The sequence below is a fragment of the Granulosicoccus antarcticus IMCC3135 genome, assembly GCF_002215215.1.
GTDB lineage: Bacteria > Pseudomonadota > Gammaproteobacteria > Granulosicoccales > Granulosicoccaceae > Granulosicoccus > Granulosicoccus antarcticus.
The window spans coordinates 5,645,670-5,663,191 of record NZ_CP018632.1 but is presented as its reverse complement, the minus strand read 5'-3'; the positions used below and the strand labels follow the sequence as shown (position 1 = coordinate 5,663,191).

Annotated in this window: 16 protein-coding genes; 7 read left to right on the top strand and 9 right to left on the bottom strand. The window is 54.1% G+C overall.

All coding sequences use genetic code 11. From position 1 onward, the window contains the following. Nucleotides 1-24: 24 nt before the first annotated feature. Entirely contained in the window at nucleotides 25-1,305 is a 1,281-nt protein-coding gene (locus IMCC3135_RS24590) for an adenylate/guanylate cyclase domain-containing protein (RefSeq protein ID WP_088920000.1), read from the top strand. 79 nt (nucleotides 1,306-1,384) lie between these two features. Here IMCC3135_RS24590 and IMCC3135_RS24585 read toward each other — a convergent pair whose 3' ends face one another. Then, nucleotides 1,385-2,092 (bottom strand): arginyltransferase, encoded by a 708-nt coding sequence (locus IMCC3135_RS24585; RefSeq protein ID WP_088919999.1) that lies wholly within the window; start codon nucleotides 2,090-2,092, stop codon nucleotides 1,385-1,387. A gap of 275 nt (nucleotides 2,093-2,367) precedes the next feature. Between IMCC3135_RS24585 and IMCC3135_RS24580 the strand changes: the two genes are divergently transcribed. Further along, complete coding sequence (locus tag IMCC3135_RS24580) at nucleotides 2,368-2,733, top strand: hypothetical protein (RefSeq protein WP_157736250.1); 366 nt, start codon at nucleotides 2,368-2,370, stop codon at nucleotides 2,731-2,733. Between the two features lie 59 nt (nucleotides 2,734-2,792). Here the strand turns inward: IMCC3135_RS24580 and sbcB are convergent, their stop codons facing one another. The 3 genes from sbcB to IMCC3135_RS24565 are packed head-to-tail and all read right to left on the bottom strand — an operon-like array spanning nucleotide 2,793 to nucleotide 5,570. Beyond that, nucleotides 2,793-4,238 (bottom strand): exodeoxyribonuclease I, encoded by a 1,446-nt coding sequence (gene sbcB, locus IMCC3135_RS24575; protein WP_088919997.1) that lies wholly within the window; start codon nucleotides 4,236-4,238, stop codon nucleotides 2,793-2,795. Then, complete coding sequence (locus IMCC3135_RS24570) at nucleotides 4,232-4,804, bottom strand: DUF2058 domain-containing protein (RefSeq protein WP_088919996.1); 573 nt, start codon at nucleotides 4,802-4,804, stop codon at nucleotides 4,232-4,234. Before IMCC3135_RS24570 ends, sbcB begins: the two co-directional genes overlap by 7 nt. Then, the gene (locus IMCC3135_RS24565; protein ID WP_088922053.1) at nucleotides 4,797-5,570 is read right to left on the bottom strand and encodes an alpha/beta fold hydrolase; all 774 of its coding nucleotides are present in this window, start codon (nucleotides 5,568-5,570) and stop codon (nucleotides 4,797-4,799) included. The genes IMCC3135_RS24570 and IMCC3135_RS24565 overlap by 8 nt, the downstream gene beginning before the upstream one ends. A 51-nt stretch (nucleotides 5,571-5,621) precedes the next feature. Here IMCC3135_RS24565 and gshA point away from each other — a divergent pair, with 51 nt between their 5' ends. From gshA to moeA, 3 genes are read left to right on the top strand one after another with little or no spacing between them, the layout of a single operon-like run. Continuing rightward, complete coding sequence (gene gshA, locus IMCC3135_RS24560) at nucleotides 5,622-7,256, top strand: glutamate--cysteine ligase (RefSeq protein WP_157736249.1); 1,635 nt, start codon at nucleotides 5,622-5,624, stop codon at nucleotides 7,254-7,256. Continuing rightward, nucleotides 7,256-7,843 (top strand): molybdenum cofactor guanylyltransferase MobA, encoded by a 588-nt coding sequence (gene mobA / locus IMCC3135_RS24555; protein WP_088919994.1) that lies wholly within the window; start codon nucleotides 7,256-7,258, stop codon nucleotides 7,841-7,843. Before gshA ends, mobA begins: the two co-directional genes overlap by 1 nt. Beyond that, nucleotides 7,840-9,135 carry a molybdopterin molybdotransferase MoeA gene (gene moeA, locus IMCC3135_RS24550; protein ID WP_088919993.1) on the top strand — a complete coding sequence of 432 codons (1,296 nt, stop codon included), beginning with the start codon at nucleotides 7,840-7,842 and terminating at the stop codon, nucleotides 9,133-9,135. The genes mobA and moeA overlap by 4 nt, the downstream gene beginning before the upstream one ends. Nucleotides 9,136-9,149: 14 nt before the next feature. On the opposite strand, the gene IMCC3135_RS24545 is transcribed toward moeA, so the two are convergent. Continuing rightward, nucleotides 9,150-10,391, bottom strand: coding sequence for a cytochrome P450 (locus IMCC3135_RS24545; RefSeq protein WP_088919992.1), 1,242 nt, complete (start codon nucleotides 10,389-10,391; stop codon nucleotides 9,150-9,152). 173 nt (nucleotides 10,392-10,564) lie between these two features. Between IMCC3135_RS24545 and IMCC3135_RS24540 the strand changes: the two genes are divergently transcribed. After that, nucleotides 10,565-12,274, top strand: a complete 1,710-nt coding sequence (locus tag IMCC3135_RS24540) for a response regulator (protein WP_088919991.1) — start codon at nucleotides 10,565-10,567, stop codon at nucleotides 12,272-12,274. Nucleotides 12,275-12,374: 100 nt separating this feature from the next. Here IMCC3135_RS24540 and IMCC3135_RS24535 read toward each other — a convergent pair whose 3' ends face one another. The 4 genes from IMCC3135_RS24535 to IMCC3135_RS24520 all read right to left on the bottom strand — a co-directional run bounded on the left by IMCC3135_RS24535 (nucleotide 12,375) and on the right by IMCC3135_RS24520 (nucleotide 16,696). After that, nucleotides 12,375-14,072: a hypothetical protein gene (locus IMCC3135_RS24535; protein WP_157736248.1), complete on the bottom strand. Its 1,698-nt coding sequence runs from the start codon at nucleotides 14,070-14,072 to the stop codon at nucleotides 12,375-12,377. Nucleotides 14,073-14,238: 166 nt separating this feature from the next. After that, nucleotides 14,239-15,462: a vWA domain-containing protein gene (locus IMCC3135_RS24530; RefSeq protein ID WP_088919989.1), complete on the bottom strand. Its 1,224-nt coding sequence runs from the start codon at nucleotides 15,460-15,462 to the stop codon at nucleotides 14,239-14,241. Between the two features lie 3 nt (nucleotides 15,463-15,465). Beyond that, complete coding sequence (locus IMCC3135_RS24525) at nucleotides 15,466-16,332, bottom strand: AAA family ATPase (protein WP_088919988.1); 867 nt, start codon at nucleotides 16,330-16,332, stop codon at nucleotides 15,466-15,468. Between the two features lie 7 nt (nucleotides 16,333-16,339). Next, complete coding sequence (locus tag IMCC3135_RS24520; RefSeq protein ID WP_088919987.1) at nucleotides 16,340-16,696, bottom strand: HIT domain-containing protein; 357 nt, start codon at nucleotides 16,694-16,696, stop codon at nucleotides 16,340-16,342. Between the two features lie 106 nt (nucleotides 16,697-16,802). On the opposite strand from IMCC3135_RS24520, the gene IMCC3135_RS24515 reads away from it, so the two are divergent. After that, entirely contained in the window at nucleotides 16,803-17,369 is a 567-nt protein-coding gene (locus tag IMCC3135_RS24515; RefSeq protein WP_088919986.1) for a cob(I)yrinic acid a,c-diamide adenosyltransferase, read from the top strand. The last annotated feature ends 153 nt before the right edge of the window (nucleotides 17,370-17,522 follow it).

The following is a 17,522-nucleotide window of genomic DNA, read 5'->3' as shown; positions in this document are numbered from 1 at the left end:
AGACACTCGTAAGAATTGAATAGCGTGAAGCTACCTTATTACAGACCTGGTCCTCGCAGCCTGTCGTTTTCCTTGCTGTTGCTGCTGGTACTCACGTTGCTGGTGTTGACCGGTCTGGGGGTCTTTCGTCTGTATTTTGGTTTTGAATGGCTGGCCGGTGATAATGATTCTGGCCAGCTGTTCGCATTGAATGTACGTGGTGGGAAGTCTTTCAATCTCTTCGAGGCAGGCTCATTTGGCCGCACCTTCTGGACCGGCTTGCTGATTCTGATCATGCAATGTGCATTGATGCCCTTGTTTCGGTTGCCAGCTGCAACGGTTCTGGCGATTGCAGCTGCAGTGGGTGTGGGGCTGTTACATTACAAATTCAGTTCGGATGTGCCGCGCATTCCTATCGAGTTCGAATTGCTGACGGTATTCGTACTCTATGGCATGTATGTCTTGCTGAGTTATATCGGTGAAGTGCGAGATCGCAAGCGAGTTCACCGCTTGCTGAGTCAGTATGTTCCAGCCGAATTAGCCAGAGAATACGGTCGTGATCCTCAGGCGGTGAGTTTGTCCGGAGAGCAGCGCAATATCAGTGTGTTGTTTTGCGATGTCATCGGCTTCACTGCCATATCAGAGCAGTTGCAGCCTAACGAATTAACCGAATGGCTGAACCTGTATTTCACCTATATCAGTCGCATTGTGGTTCGTTATCGGGGCTCTATCGACAAGTACATGGGAGACAGTGTGATGGCGGTGTGGGGGGGCGGTATCCGTAGCGAGACACATGCTCATGATGCACTGTGCGCTGGCATGGACATGCAGGCGGAGCTGGATACACTGAATGGTCGATATCGCGATCGGCAGCTGCCGCAGGTAAGCATGGGTATCGGTATCAGTACGGGTCCTGCTATGGTCGGTCCGCTCGGATCCGAGTACCGGATGGATTACACGGTGGTCGGCGACAGTGTCAACGTTGCTCAGCGGCTCGAAGCTCAAACGCGCAAATATCATGTGCCGATCATTGTCGGTGACAATACCGTGGCTGAGCTGCCCGGCATGCTGTTTCGCGAGCTTGATACGGTGATGGTGAAAGGACGCAGCAAGTCGGTGACAATGTATCAGCCTCTGGGCTCGCAGGAACAGCTCAATGAGCAGGTCATGCAGCTGCTGGTCAGGCATGATAAAGCGATGGCGGCAAGCAAGTCCGGAGACTGGGGCACTGCGGAGTCGTTGTTTTCCAGTCTGCGAGATGACTGGGGGCCTCAGAGCATGTACGAGCTTTATCTGCGGGGGATCGAGCAGGCCCGGCGTGGCTGATCAGTTTGTCTGCACCGGTGCTCAGTGTGGCGTGACTTTGTGAGTTGAGTTGTGCCAATGCGGTGTCCCTGGGGACTTCTCAGGACGGTGTGACTATCCACTCCTGACCGTCGAAGTGTTCCTGAGGTCGAAAATCAGTCTTGTACTGCATTTTCTGGCATCCATCCACCCAATACCCTAAGTACAAATAGGGAATGTTGATGGATCCGCATAGCTCGATCTGCTGCAGAATGCAGTACCTTCCCAAGCCACGATGGCCATGGTCCGGGTCGAAAAACGTATAGACCGCCGACAGGCCATCAGAGGTGGCATCCGTGACGGCAACAGCGATTACTTGCCCATCCAGTCTGGCTTCGACAAACAGGGTTTCTCCCCAGGGGTTGAGCAGGAAACGTTCAAAATCTTCAGGCTCGGGATTGTCCATACCGCCATCGGTGTGACGGGCTGCAAGATAACGTCTGTAAAGCTGAAAATATTCTTCCGTAAAGCAAGCTGGCTGATAGTCCACTCTCAGATCGTTGTTTTGTTTCAGATTGCGTCGATCGGTACGCCGTGGCGTGAAGTTCTCACAACGAATACGAACGGGTACACAGGCCGAGCAGTGAGTGCATCCAGGGCGGTATACGTATTCTCCAGATCGCCGAAAACCCTTTTTTATCAGCTGGTTATAGACAGCCCTGGGGTGTGGGTGATGTGGATCTGCATAGATGTTCACGGCCTGCCGATTGTCCAGATAACTACAAGGACTGGCTGAACCCTGGTACAGCTTTATTCGTTGTTGCGTCATTATTTGGATGCTAGCAGAGTCAGCATGTAACCCCTCAATTGCGAGAACTTCGTCACAATATGTCTTTGCGTGACGTTGCGTTACAAAGTTACATTAACAGAGTGTTATTATCACCATCCTACCTAGGCGCGGGGTGGTTACTGGCGCTATTTCTGACGGGATTGAATGCCATGAGCGTAAGTAGTCTAAATAGAATCAGTGCACGTAGTGTTCTAAATTTCGTGCAACGAACTGCGTTTCGTCAGGTTCGATTTCCTACCTTTTTCCGAGCTGTAGTGGAATCATTGCTATTCTGCTGCGTCTTTCTGGCGGCCGGGTACGTCAGCCTGGGTCATTCAGTGCAGAGCATGCTGGCGCCGATGGTGCCGGTTGTATTCATCATGATGATGTCGATGGTGCTGAGCGGGGTGTATCGTCAGGAAATCACGAATTCAATCATGAACCTTTATTACCATTCGGCCTACGGTTTTGTGTTGGCGGCGGTTATATTCATGGTTAGTGCTCACTGGATCGGGCCCGATTACGCAACTCTCAAATTCAAGTTCTTTTTTCTGTTTTTCGCTTTTTTCGTGACTAACACCATGCGTCCGCTGATTTCAGGTACGGACTTCATGGATGGTGGTGGTCGGCGTACCAACTAAGTCGAATCAATACCAAATCGAGCTTCAACAAGGCAGGGCTGCGGTAGTCCCTGCACAGTTCAGGTTGATTGCAGCTGCAGGGAATAGACGTTCAGTGCCTGTTGTAGTTCCCTTTCCGCGGGCGTCCATTCGATCTCATCCAGTGCCTGCTGATAGCTTTCGTAACCCAGCCAGGCTGAGTGATTGTCAGATAAGCGGGTGACGCACTCTTGCTGCCAGCGCAAGGATTGTTCCGGTGTCAGCGCATCGGGAAAGCTGCGGGCCAGATAGCGCCAGACCATTGCGTCAAGACGTTTGTCATCGAAATGACCAGAAACCTGCTCCAGCTTCAGTGCCAGCTTTTCAGGAGACAATTTCCTGATGGTTTGCAAGCTCTTCTTGTCAGATGAAGACAGGAATGCTCCGCTATACAGGGTGCCATCCACATCGATCTTGGAATCATCCTGCCACTGTCGGCTCAGAGCCCGTCTGATCTGTTCCAGAACATGCTCGTTATTGCAGACTTCCTGGGCCCACGCTGCGTGCTGATCGATCTGAGCACGGTTTATTTGCAAGCGTTCGGCATCGACAGGGCGTAGCGTGGAAAGCGGCACAATCACGGGACATTTGTTTATTTGTACCGTACGCAAGCCGGGGCGAGGTGCATCAGTGTCCTTGCGCTCGCTGGCTGGTTGGTAAAGGCGCCGGGCAATCTCGTCGGCATCCAGTTCCAGCAAATAACGGGGGTCATCTTGCAGATCAAGCACTATGACGCCGTTGGCATTGTCCGGGTGTTTGCTCAGCGGCAAAATGGCAGCGACATTGTGTCTGCTGCCGGCCACCATCCCAGAAACCTGAAGCCTGACGGTACGTTCCTGAGGGTTCAGTAACTGAGCGACGCTAGCCTTGCCTCGATGTGAAAATACATGGTTGAACAGGCGAGGCTGGGTGTCCCTGATCAGCTTTGCCATGCCAATGGTTGCCCAGACATCTGACATGGCGTCGTGCGCCTGTCCATGCTCAATACCGTTGATGGCGCTCAGGTCTTCAAGCCGGTTGCTGGCCGAGCCATCTTCATGGAATGGCCACTGAATACCTTCAGGGCGCAAGGCTCGAGTCAGCCGCACCACGTCAATCAGGTCCCATCGGGAGTTGCCGTTTTTCCATTCCTGTTCGTAGGGGTCTTGCAGGTTGCGGAAGAGCGTGTGGCGGGTGAATTCGTCATCAAAACGGATACTGTTGTAGCCGACCGAGCAGGTGTCCTGAGCTCCTATTTCATCCAGTATGCGTTGAATGAAATGTGCCTCACAGAGGCCTTTTTCATTGGCAAGCTGTGGCGTGATACCTGTTACACGGCATGCTGCGGGCTGTGGCAGATAGTCCTCCGATTGCCGGCAATAGAGCGTCATGGGTTCGCCGATGACGTTCAGATCCTCATCAGTTCTCACACCTGCAAACTGACAGGGACGATCCCAGGCTGGTTGGGTGCCGAAGGTCTCGTAGTCGAACCAGTAGAAGCTCACCACTGCAGATCGTCAGGCACTGGAAAATCTTCGTAGCCTGTGTTGTCTTCCGGTCCGTCGGGAGCCGGCGTTACCACGGCCCAGTCGGGGTTCAGTGCGCGTATGGCTGTAGAGGTCTCATCCGGCACCAGCCATGTGGTTCCGTTGAGACGAGTGATGATCAATGTGCCTGCGACCAGCTGTTGCCGGATATCGTCCTTGACGTGCAGTTCGCGAATGCGCTTGTTCAGAATAAAGCGATAGACGCTTTCACCCTGGTACTCCTTGATGGCAGCCGCTTCTATGAGAGTCTTGATCTCCGCCTTGATAGCCTTACGTCGAATGGCTTCTGCGTCGGGCGCGGCGGCTGTCGGTGTTGTGGCAGCGCGTCGATTTGTCTTGGCAGCGTGTGCTGGGTTTTGAGTGGGCCGTGGCTTACTCTGTCGCCTGCCATCTGCACCGCCCTGGGATTTGCCAGATTTACTGCCGCCCCGTGGCGATTTACCGGATGGTGCTCGTTTCGATCGGACAGGCTCCTTGGGAGCATCGAAGCCTGCTTGCATCAGCTGATCGCGAAGTGAATCAGACATGGCTCAAAAACTCCTGGCAAATACGTGTGAACTGTGCGGGTTTTTCGGCATGTGGCCAATGACCTGCACCGACGATTATCTTGAGAGAGGGGTGTGCACAAACAGCCTTGATACCGGTTTCATCGTCCGCACCAAGATAGTCACTGTCGCCGCCCTTGATGAACAGGGTCGGGGGCTCGATGGTCCGGTTGACGATCGGTGGACGGCAGATCAACGGGTAATCTGTGGCCAGTTGTTGCAAATCAAAGCGCCAGTCGAAATGCCCTGAGTCATGGCGGTAAAGGCTTTTGAGCAGGAAAGCACGAACGCCAGCATCCGGTATGGCATTTCGTAATTGCAGGTCGGCATCGCGACGATCCGTAATCTGCTGTAGGTCGAGCGCCTGCAAGGCATCGATGATCGGCTGATGATGTGGTTTGTACTGCCGCGGGGCAATATCCACCACGCACAGGCTTTGCAGGCCCTGGCAAGATGGATTGCCGGCCACAGACATCGCAACCTTGCCTCCCAGCGAGTGGCCCAGAAGGTGAAATTCCTTGATGCCAAGCTGATCTATTTCTGCCAGTACCGCATCGGCCATGGCCTCAATGGACAAGGTTGGCAGCGAGGGCGAAAGACCATGTCCGGGCAGGTCCATGCGCAGCACTGTCAGGCTGCGCTCCAAATGCAAGGAGACGGACCGAAAATTGTCCAGACTGCCGAACAGGCCGTGCAGCATGATAAATACAGGCCCCTGTCCAGCTTGTTGGCTGTTCAAACCGCTCATAAAGTCATAGCCTGGGTTACACTCCCGCGTTGGCAAAGTGGGATGTTCATTGTGTACTCCGAGATTAAACAAAGAGCTGACAAGCTTGTCCGAACCCAGACTCCTGAGGTATTGGCTGAGCGCAAGGTTGGTCTCGAAAAAGAATCATTAAGGGTCATGGGTAACGGTGGCATATCTCAGGCCGATCATCCAGAGGCATTGGGTGACGCGCTGACGCATCCGTTCATCACCACGGATTTTTCCGAGGCGTTGCTTGAAATGGTAACACCACCGTGCGGTTCGGCTGAAGAGGCTTTGCATTTTCTGACCTCTATCCATCAGTTCATCGTACATCGCCTGCCAGCAGGGGAGCATATCTGGAACACCAGCATGCCTTGCATACTGCGTGGCGGAGCAAGTGTTCGCATTGGTGAATACGGCAGCTCCCACAGCGGGCAGATGAAGCATGCTTATCGTCGAGGCCTGGGTCTGCGATATGGGCGTCGTATGCAGGCGATTGCCGGGGTACATTTCAATTTCTCCATGCCAGAGTCCTCGTGGCCCTTGCGTGATGCATTGCTGAGCGGTACGAGTGTCGAGCAAGGCAATGATACGGCGGATTCGACGCCTGGCAATCAGCTGCAGCGTACGGAGGGCTATTTCCAGATGATGCAGAATCTGCTGCGTATCGGCTGGATTGTTCCCTACCTGTTCGGCGCTTCTCCTGCCATCTGTCAGAGCTTTCTGGATGAGGGCGAGGGCGATGAGCTGGATGTCTGGAACGGATCGACGCGTTATGGTGAGCATGCCACTTCATTGCGGATGGGCAAGATAGGTTATCGCTATCGCGAAGATGAGCCGATTGATCTGAGCGTCCGGCATACGGACCTACAAAGTTATATCGAAGACATCATCAGTCATGTCTCCACCGAGCACCCTCCATACAAGGCGATGGGCGTTCGTGATGAAGACGGGGAATTCCAGCAATTGAGCACTTGCCGGCTGCAGATCGAGAACGAGTTCTACAGCACGGTCAGGCCCAAGCAGATCGCCAAATCCGGAGAGTTGCCCATACATGCCCTGGGCGAGCGAGGCATCCGCTATCTGGAGCTGCGATCGGTTGATGTCAATCTGCTGGACCCTGCCGGAGTCGGACTGCATCAGATTGCGATGCTGGAAATGCTGATGATGTTTGCCTGGTTAGCAACCCCGGAGCCCTTGGGAGCCGAAGAGATGGCCGCCTGCTCCGAGAATGTAAAGACGGTGGCGCATTATGGGCGTCAACCCGGGTTGCAATTGCAGGGCCCGGATGGCGAGGTAGGTCTTCAGCAATGGGGAGCATCCATACTGGAGGTCTTGCAGCCCATAGCGCAATGGCTGGATCAGGGACGGGAGACGCCTCTGTATGTGGCCGCACTACAGGAGCAGCAGGCCAAGTTCGATAACCCGGATTTGACACCCTCAGCCCTCATGATTGCCCAGATCAAGCAGACCGGCTCGTTTTTCGAACACTCGCAAATGCTCTCGGTGAAGCATCATGAGAGTCTGTACGGGGCCGAGCAGGATGAAACTCTGATGGCACAATTTCTCGATCTGGCTGAGCAATCACGGCAGAAACAGGAAGAAATGGAAGCGGAGAGCGAAGGTGATTTCGAAACTTTCCTGGCTGCTTATCTAGGGCAGATACATACAATCAGGGAGTCATAATGGCAAGCACCGGCGCACTCATTCTAGCGGGTGGTCTTGCCAGGCGTATGGGGGGGCAGGATAAAGGTCTGGTAATGCTGGCAGAGTCCCCGATGGTCAGCTACGCCTTGCGAACTGTGCAGCCGCTGGTGGATCGTTGCGTCATCAATGCAAACCGTCATCTGGATGTCTATAGCCAGTTTGGTGTGCCTGTTATCACTGATCAGCTGGAGGGACACCTTGGTCCGCTGGCAGGCTTGAGTGCCGGTATTGATGCACTGGATACCGACTATGTATTCATGTGCCCCTGCGATTCACCCTTCGTACAGGCTGAGTTGTTCCAGGCGCTTCTGTCAGCGTGCATTGAAACAGATGCCGACCTGTCAGTACCGCACGATGGTGAGCGTTTACAGCCTATTTTCGTGGTCGTACATCGGCGTGTCAAAGAGTCTCTGGATCTGTTTCTTGCCTCTGGGCAGCGCAAGATCGATCGTTGGTTCGATGAACTGAAAGTACAGGAAGTGCCTGCCGGTGATTTTATCGAGTCGTTTCGTAATATAAATACTGAAGAAGAGCGATTGGCTACAGAACAGGGTATGTTGCGATGATTGAAAAACAGCCATCTTGTGATGATGTTCTCGAGCCTGCGTTATTGCCGGTTGAAGAGGCGCGCCGCCGCCTGTTTGCCAGCTTGCAACCGATTGACGAGTCGCTGGAGCTGCACATTGCACAAGCGCTGAATCGGGTTCTGGCTGAGGATGTCACCTCGGCGGTTAATGTCCCGCCACAGGCCAATTCCGCAATGGACGGCTATGCACTTTCACGGACGAGTATTCCCGATAATGGCGAAGCTGCACTGACTGTCATTGGTACTGCCTGGGCCGGCAAGCCCTTTGACACTCGCGTAGAAACCGGCCAGGCGGTACGCATTTTTACCGGTGGCATCATGCCTGAAGGCTGTGACACCGTGGTGATACAGGAGCACGTCAGAGCTCGGCAAGCGTCTGACTCCGAAGCAGGTTCTATCGATATTGATCATCATGTGGTGGCCGGCAAGAATGTTCGTCAGGCGGGTGAAGATGTGGCCCGTGGTCAGGTAATCCTGCAACAAGGTCGCAAGCTGCAGGCCGCTGATATCGGTGTGCTGGCATCGCTGGGAATTGCACATGTTCGTGTCATCAGGCCATTGAAGGTGGCGTTTTTCTCAACAGGTGATGAGCTTAGATCTCTTGAGGAACATGAAGCCGGCACCGATCTTGAGCCGGGCATGTTGTTCGATAGCAACCGCTATACCATGGCGGCCTTGCTGGCTGGCCTGCATGTTGACTTCATCGATATGGGGATTGTCAGAGATAACGAGGCGGACACCCGGCAAGCCATGCTGGATGCTGCGGCAGCAGCCGATGTTGTCATCACCTCAGGTGGTGTGTCGGCGGGTGAGGCAGATTATGTGACTCGCGCCTTCCATGATATCGGGCAGGTAAGCTTCTGGAAGCTTGCCATGCGTCCGGGGCGACCTCTGGCTTACGGACAGATCGGTTCAGCCGCATTTTTCGGCTTGCCGGGTAATCCGGTCGCGGTCATGGTGACCTTTCTGGAGTTTGTGCAACCGGCATTGAAGCACCTGGCGGGCATGAGTGAGCTGGATCCGTTGCTATTACCTGCACGCAGTTTGTCCAGTCTCAGAAAGTCTGCCGGGCGTGTGGAGTACCAGCGAGGTGTCATGAGTCTGGACTCGCAGGGCGAACTGGTCGTTGAAAGTACCGGCAAACAGGGCGCAGGGCGATTGAGTTCAATGAGCCTGGCGAACTGTCTGATTGTGATCGCCAGCGAGATTGATGGTGTGCAAGCTGGCGATCGGGTGCAGGTACAGCCGTTTCATGGTCTTTTGCCTGGTTAGAGGTCGTGAAATAATTACGCCTGCCAGCTTAGCTCCAGTTGACGGAGCCCATGAAAATGATAGGCATCCAGATATTCGTGCGTTCCTGTCGTAATCAGTGTCGGCAGACGACTGAACAGGACCTGTAGGGCGATACGCAATTCCAGCCTGGCCAGTGGGGCTCCGATACAAAAGTGGATACCGGCACCCAATGACAGATTGCCTGCATCCTGTCGTAATGGCATGAACGTGTCAGCCTGACTGAAGCGTTGTGGACACCGATTGGCAGCCCCGAGCAGCAGGCCAACCTGATCACCAGCTTGTAGCGTCACATCGGCAGACAGTTCGATGGTCTCTTGGGCAAAACGCATGAACAGGTGCAATGGTGCGTCAAATCGCATGCATTCGTTGACCACGGCATCGGCGCTGGCAGGATCTGCCAGTAGTTGCAGTAGTGCCTGTCTTGGCTTTCCCAGCGGGTATTGTCTGGTGAGCGTGTGTACGGCATTACCCAGTTGATGTACCGTCGCTTCGTGGCCTGCGTTCAACAACAGAATGGCGACAGAGATGATTTCATCATCACTGAGTGTCTCGCCCTTGGGGTCTGGTGCAATCAGGTGTGAAAGCAGGTCTTCACCAGGCTGGCTGCGCTTGTCAGTGATGACGGTTCGCAAAAATGCCCGGAATTCACCTGCAGCCTGGTTAGCCTGACGTTCTTCTTCAGGAGTCTGAGTCAGTGTATAAACCTTGACCATGGCATGCGACCAATCGATCAGTCGATCTCCGGCGGAGTCAGGTACTCCCAGTAGCTGGGTGATAACGGATAGTGGAATGGGCGTCGCATAGCTAGATAGCAGCTCAACATTTCCATCTTGTTCGAAAGCGTCAATGCGACGATTTGCAGATGCTTCAATATCGGCTGTCATTAGCTCAACCTGCCGGTTCACGAAGGCACGGTTGACGCGCTTTCGCAGGCGTGTGTGGTCGGGGGGCTCCAGTGCCAGTAACGAGTGCTTTTCTGCGGCCGAGAATTCGGCCATGTGTTCGGGCAGTGGGGCAAGCGGTTGATCGGGCGGTGGCAAGCGGGCGAAACGCCGGTCACGTAGCACGGCATTGACCGATGCGAAGTCTGCCAGGCACCAGAAACCGTAATCTTCCCAGAAAACCGGACCAGCCATATCATGCATTTGCTGATACAGAGAATAGGGGTTCTGTACGAATTCAGGCTGACGAGGATCCTGACGAATGGTATTTTTTGGAGAGTGCTGAGTGTTCATACCTTATGATAGAGCTAAACTGTGAGTTGAATCACGGGCAAAGGCAATTATCGACAGCCGAACATCGGTAACCTAGTGCACATCTTGCAACCCTGCTGTAATCCCGCCAAACAGGGCGTTGAATCCGTTTTCGCGGATTATCGTTCAAGGCCTATGATCAGACGAACAGTCTCATGACGAATCGACTATTACTGGTAGAGCCTTCTGCCACCATGCGCTACGTACTTGACAAGCACGCGCAGTCGCTGGGATTTGTCGTGGATGCAACAGAGAGCTACAAGGGCGCTGTTGAGGCATTAGACAAGCAATACCAGCAGTTCGGAACCGAATACACCGGTTTGTTGTTTGGTTGGCCCACTGCACCTCAAATTGAGGCAGATGAGCTGGCCAGCTTGCTGGAGCAGTCTGCTTACAAAGAGCTGCCAGTGGTTGTCATGTCAACCGATATGCGGGCTGAAACACGTGCCTGGGTGGCAGAGCGCGAGCACACCGCAGTGCTGCCCTGGAAAGAATATCAGAGGCTCGAAGCTCTGTTGCAACGTTTGATCGAAATTGACGCCGACGATACGGTTGCGTTTCCCGGCAGGGTCGACAACAGTGACATTCATCTATTGATCGTGGACGATTCAGCCACTATCCGTTACTCACTGCGTGATCTTTTTCAATTGCAGGGCTATCGTGTCAGTCTGGCCGCGACACAGGTGGAAGCCATACAGCAAGCGACTGCCGAGCCTGTCGATATTGCCATTCTGGATTTCTATCTGACTGAAACGACGGGAGACCTGTTGTGTCGCGAGTTGGTGACCAGCGAGGCTGTCGGCGATATCATCTGCACGGTACTAACGGGAACCTATAGCGACCACATCATCAAACGAAGCCTGCGGGCAGGTGCCGTGGAATGTATGTTCAAGAACGAGTCCAGTGAGCTGCTTCTGAGCCGAATCGATGCCATCAGTCGCTTTGTACGTCAGCGTCGCGGATTACAAGCTGAGTGTGCTTTGCTGGAAGAGGCCCTGGAGACCATGGCCGGTGCTGTGCTAGTGATAGATTCTGATCATCGCATCAGTTATGTCAACGATGCAGGTTTGCAAGAATTGTATCTGGACAATCGCAAGTTGCTGATAGGGCAACAGTGCGAAGCGCTACTGGAGACTGGTGGGCCTCAGAGTGCCGGTGAAGAGCAGCATTCAGCCAATTGGCGTTTGCCTGGTGGCAAAACGATCAGCATTGATTACCAGCATATTCTCACTCAGCCAGCCGGACGTAGTTTGCTGCGTTTTGCCCGGGCACAGATTCCTATCGCAAGCAGTGCTGGCAAGGCTGAGAAAAAGGTGGGTAACAGTCAGGCACCCGGTACCGAGTCGTTGAATAATCCACTGATGCTGGAGCCTTCCAGCAAGCCTTTTATCAGGCAGATGCAGTGGTACCTGAGCAATGCCGGAAATCTGGATGACAGAGTCAGCCTGATGGTGATGGACGTCTTCGTACAGGACGTCTCGGGTCAGATTCACAAGGCGAATGAGTACCCGGCGCTGTTTGCCAGAGTGGAGGCGTTGCTACAGGGAATTCACAAACGCCCTGCACATGTTGCCAAGCTGACTGGGAACCGTTTCGGATTTTTGTTGCGCCACCGTGAAGAGACGCAGGTGTATCTGCTGGTACGAAAAATCATGCAGCTGTGCATAGAGCTAGAGCACGAAGACAAGACTCTTGGCTTGACCTGTTCGGGTAGTTTGTTGAGCCTGGTCGACAAAAAGGGGCACTCGATGGAAACTCTGCTCAAACATGTATTCAAAGGGGTTGAGCTGGTCAGTTCCAAGGGGCCTGATCAGATTCTGTTGATGGATCTGCGACGCATGCTGAACGCATATCCTACAAAATAAAGGGCCTGCAGTGGCAGGGTCCACTCGGGTGCAAAGTCAGTCCTTTAATGCAGGCATGGCACGTGTGTTGTCGCTTTTGAGCTTGCTCCAGGTGCCTGGTTTAACGCATGATCAGAACTTCGCCAGCGCGGCTTCGGTTCGGGTCGGTTGTGCCAGCTTTGCTAGCCATCATCATGGTGCTGCCATCAGCCGATAGAGCAAGTGCTGTGGCGAAGGATTGTTTGGCAAGCGTTGGCAGGTTTTCTGGCAGCTCCAGTGCCGATAGCCACTGTCTGCTCTGGGGGTTGAAAAGATAGGTACTCAGCGCCGCATCGGCTGTAATGCCGGTGCTTGAATCCGAGTCGTCCACTGCATGCCATCCCAATGCAACGATACCAAGAGCAGCATCAGCTGCAAATATCAGTCTGGAATTGGAATGATTGGCAGGTGGCGAATGCAGTGGTACACGTAGTGGCGCACGCAAAGAGTCAGTCGCTCTGAGATCGAATGCGGGATCAGCTGAGCCTTCCACAGCTGTGGAGTCGACAGCGTATCGCCACATGACAAGGGAAGGGCTGGACAATGCGCTATCTTCCCAGCCGGCAATGCTCACAGTCGAGCCGTTGGTATTGCTGATAATGGCAAGCTGTGAATCTGAATCAAGGTTCTGCAGTTGGAAACGAGCGCTGCGTATCCAATCCGTGATATTCCAGGACATCGTCCAGATGTTGAGATAAAGCAACTGATTATGTTCGGTGACGGTGAATACACGCGACATATCCGTGTTTGCCGTGCTGGCCATCAACCGTTCTGGTCCGGACCCGGACCCGGAAGAGGGTGGCTCGTCGGCATTGTTAGTTGCGATAGTGTGTGCAACCGCAGACCAGCCCATATCTGATTGACGAAAAATCGCCAAAGTGTTGTCGTGATGTAGCAGAAGCTGCTCACCATCTGAGGATAAAGTGAGCGCCTGATGTGCAATATTGTCGAGGTTTTGCAGCTCCAGAGACCATTGGGCAATCTGCTGCCACGCTTCTCCAAGGCGTTCAAGAATTCGGATCTGGGAGTCTGAGCTCTCGCTGTCGGATACGAATACCGCTACCGTATCGCCCGAGTCCGATAGTGCCACCTGCAGCGTACGGCTTGCGGATAGATCCAGAGCGTCGAGTGAGACTGATTGTATGCTCCCCCATTGCTCTTTGACACGAGCCTGAATGTCGAGGCTTCCCTCAAGCGGTAGTGTCAGTACCGCTAGCGAGGCATCGCGATTAAGTGCGATATCTTCTCCATAGCGTTCACCCTTGATGAAAACGGCGGGTGACAGAGAGTTGATTGTTTCAGCCGCCAGCCCCGAAAGAGGCATTCTGGGAGAGCTGAGGCAATCGTCCGGTGTGCATAGTTCAATCCGGTACTGCTGTCGATGCCAGGCTCTGCGGTGGGTGGCACTTGGCAATTGCCAGGTCCGGACAGTCGGATCGTTGATTTCATGGACGAGTGTTTCCCCGCCGCTCAAAGGGTCGTGAAGATACAGACGGGCGCTGTTCTGAGCGTCAATGGGCTGCCATTGCAGGTTCAGTACACCGGCTTGAGCTGAGATCAGTAGTTCGGGCTGCTTGGGAGGGATAAGAGTGTCACCGTCCAGATCCTCAAGGGGCGAGAGGGCTGCAGGTGTCAAATCGGGGTTTGCTGAAGCCTGGGCAGGCTCTGACAAAGGATCGTTGTGTTTGTCTTGCTGGCTGTGCTCACAGGCGCCTAGAAGCAGCGCACAGCACAGCATGGGCCAGCACGGCCCTTGCAACAGGTCGATGGATCGCATCATGCGCATAGCCTTGCTACCGTCAAGGATGAAGGATGGGCGAGGCAGGTGACTTCGGCGGAAACAAGTATTCGGTTTTAGCCGTCTGTATGATTTGTCCGAAGCGTTACCTGACTCGCCCGGTCTGAACTACAGCAAGAAATGTTCCTTATTGTACGGCGCAGACTTCCTAGCCTGGCAGATTGAGGGCAGGGGGCGTGATGGGCGTTTTCAGCGCATTGATTGCCTCCTGCAGTCCGTCAACGGTCATGGGAAACATGCGTTCGCCCATGAGCTCCCGAGTCATCTGTACTGAAGGTGTCGTATGCCACCAATCCGGGTTTTCCGGATTCAGCCAGACGCAATGTGGAAAAGCCTGTTGCAGACGCTTGAGCCAGATAGCTCCCGGCTCCTCGTTCCAGTGCTCGACGCTGCCACCAGGCACCATGATTTCGTAGGGACTCATGGTGGCATCGCCAACGATGATCAGTCGGTGGTCACGTCCATAAGTGCGAATCAGCTCGAGGGTCGAGGTTTGCACTGTGTGGCGGCGAGCGTTGTCCTGCCAGACACGCTCATAAACAAAGTTATGAAACCAGTAGGTATCCAGGCGTTTGAATTCCGATCGGGCAGCAGAGAACAGCGTTTCAGAGAGCTGCGCGTGGTAGTCCATTGAGCCGCCGATATCGATCAGCAGCAACACCTTGATGGCATTGCGGCGCTCTGCACGCATATGGATATCCAGCAATCCTGCGTTGTTGGCCGTGGCCCGGATGGTCTTGTCCAGGTCCAGGCGTTCGGCGCCTCCATCGCGTGCCAGACGTCTGAGTTTTCGCAGGGCCATCTTGAAATTACGTGTGCCGATTTCGCGATCACCATCCAGGTCTTGATAACGCCGCTGTTCCCACACCTTGACGGCACGGCCCTGCCGAGGTGCATCGTTGCCTATGCGAATGCCTTCAGGGTTGTAGCCTCCCTGACCAAAGGGGGATGTGCCGCCGGTACCAATCCAGCGATTGCCGCCGTGATGCTCCTCGTTTTGTTCCTGCAGGCGTTTTGCCAGAGTTTCCATCAGGGCATCCCATCCGCCAAGTGCTTCCACTTCGGCACGTTGTGCCTCGCTCAGCTTGTTGCGATCCATCTGGCGCAGCCATTCTTCGGGAATGGGACTTTTCAATGATTCCAGCAATTGCTCGAACTGTTGTTCCTGGCCGGCCCAGTACTGTGAGAAAACCTGATCGAAACGATCGTAATGAGCTTCATTCTTGATCAGGCACAGACGCGCGAACGAATAGAACCGGTCGATGTTCATCGTACCGACACCGGCTTGCAGCCCTTGCATCAGGGTCAACCATTCGCCGATGGAGACGGGTAGGCCGGCCTGGCGTAGCCGGTCGTGCAGTTCAAGCAACATGATTCAGCGTTTTCTGTTTTGCTGCTGCTTGTGCAGAAAAATGATGCGTTCAAACAGATGCACATCCTGCTCATTCTTCAGCAGCGCTCCGTGCATTTTGGGTAGCACGGTACGAATGTCGTCAGCTCCCAGAGCATCGGCAGGCAGATCATCCGCTATCAGCAGTTTCAGCCAGTCCAGTAATTCGGATGTGGACGGCTTCTTCTTCAATCCGGGCACCTCACGCAGATCGAAGAATACTTCCATGGCAGCACTCAGCAAATCGGGCTTGATGTCCGGAAAATGCGAATCGACTATGCGTTGCATGGTCTGCCTGTCGGGGAAGCTGATGTAATGAAAGAAGCAGCGGCGCAGGAAAGCGTCAGGTAGTTCTTTCTCGTTGTTGCTGGTGATGATGATCAGCGGTCGCTGACGGGCTTTTATTGTTTCGCGGGTCTCGTAGACTTCAAACGCCATGCGATCCAGTTCTTGCAACAAGTCGTTGGGAAATTCGATATCGGCCTTGTCGATTTCATCAATGAGTACCACGCAGCGCTCATCGCTGACAAAGGCATCCCACAACACGCCTCGAACGATGTAGTTGCCGATATCTTCGACTCGGGCGTCTCCCAGTTGCGAATCTCGTAGCCGGGACACGGCATCGTATTCATACAAGCCCTGTTGCGCGCGGGTCGTCGACTTGATATGCCAGGTATGCAGGGGAGCGTTGAGTCGGCGAGCGACGTCAATGGCCAGTTCTGTTTTGCCCGTGCCGGGTTCACCCTTGATCAGTAGCGGGCGTTCCAGAATCAGGGCGGCATCAATGGCTTCTTGCAGATCACCGGTGGTGATATAGGTGCTGTCTGCGTTGTTGGGTAGTGAATCTTTCATCGGTTTATCAGTCTTTGCGGCTTAGCATGGGGCCGACATCATCGCCACCCAGCATATGCATGTGGATATGCGGAACTTCCTGGCGACCATGCTCACCACAGTTGATGATCAGGCGATAGCCTTTCTGATCAATGCCTTCATCGCGTGCAATCTTGCGCGCCACGCTGATCATTCGGCCCATCGCAGCTTCATCCTCGGGGGTGACATCGTCAACCGTCGGAATGTGACGGTTCGGGATAATGAGGACGTGTGTGGGTCGTTGCGGGTTGATGTCACGAAATGCGGTCACCAGCTCATCCTGATAGAGCATGTCGGAGGGCAGTTCCTTGCGGATGATCTTGCTGAATATTGTTTCTTCAATCATGGGGGTATTCTCGAGGTGCCGGGTCACTTGGCATTATACTGTGCGGTGTTCGCAACGGCCTTCGCCGTTCCCGAGTAATTCGGTTGTGCAACTGCAGAGATATTTCATGGGAAACAGACTGTCGAAAATCTATACACGCACCGGTGATGACGGGACGACCGGTCTGGGTGATGGTAGCCGAACCGATAAGGATGGCATACGGGTTGATGCCTACGGTACCACCGATGAGCTGAACTCCGTAATCGGCCTGGTGCTGGCGCAGGATGTGCCGGAAATCGTTGCCAGGGTGTTGCATGAAATTCAGCATCATCTGTTCGATCTGGGGGGCGAATTGTGTATCCCGGGTCATCAGGCAATCCAGCAAACCCACATCGACTGGCTTGAACAGACTCTGGATCATTTCAACGCTGATCTGCCTGCTCTGAAGGATTTCATTTTACCCGGTGGCAGTCAGTCAGCCGCCAGCTGCCATCTGGCTCGTACTGTGTGTCGTCGGGCTGAACGTCTGGTCGTATCATTGCAGCGCGTGGAGAGCGTACCGCCATTCAGTCTCAAGTACCTGAACCGACTGTCTGACTTGTTATTCGTTATCGCTAGAGTATTGGCACGGCATCAGGGCGGCAGTGAGGTGCTCTGGCAGAAAGATCGTTCGCCTATCGAACTGAGCAGCTGACAGCCGCTTCACAAGAGTTTGGATAGGTTAGTTGAGCGTTACATGCTCAAGTCGTTCACAATAGCGATCTTGAGGAAGTCCAGCCGATTTCAGATACCCCATTTGTCATCTGGCCTTCGCGATCGATCCTCATTGACGGGTGGTGCAAGCACC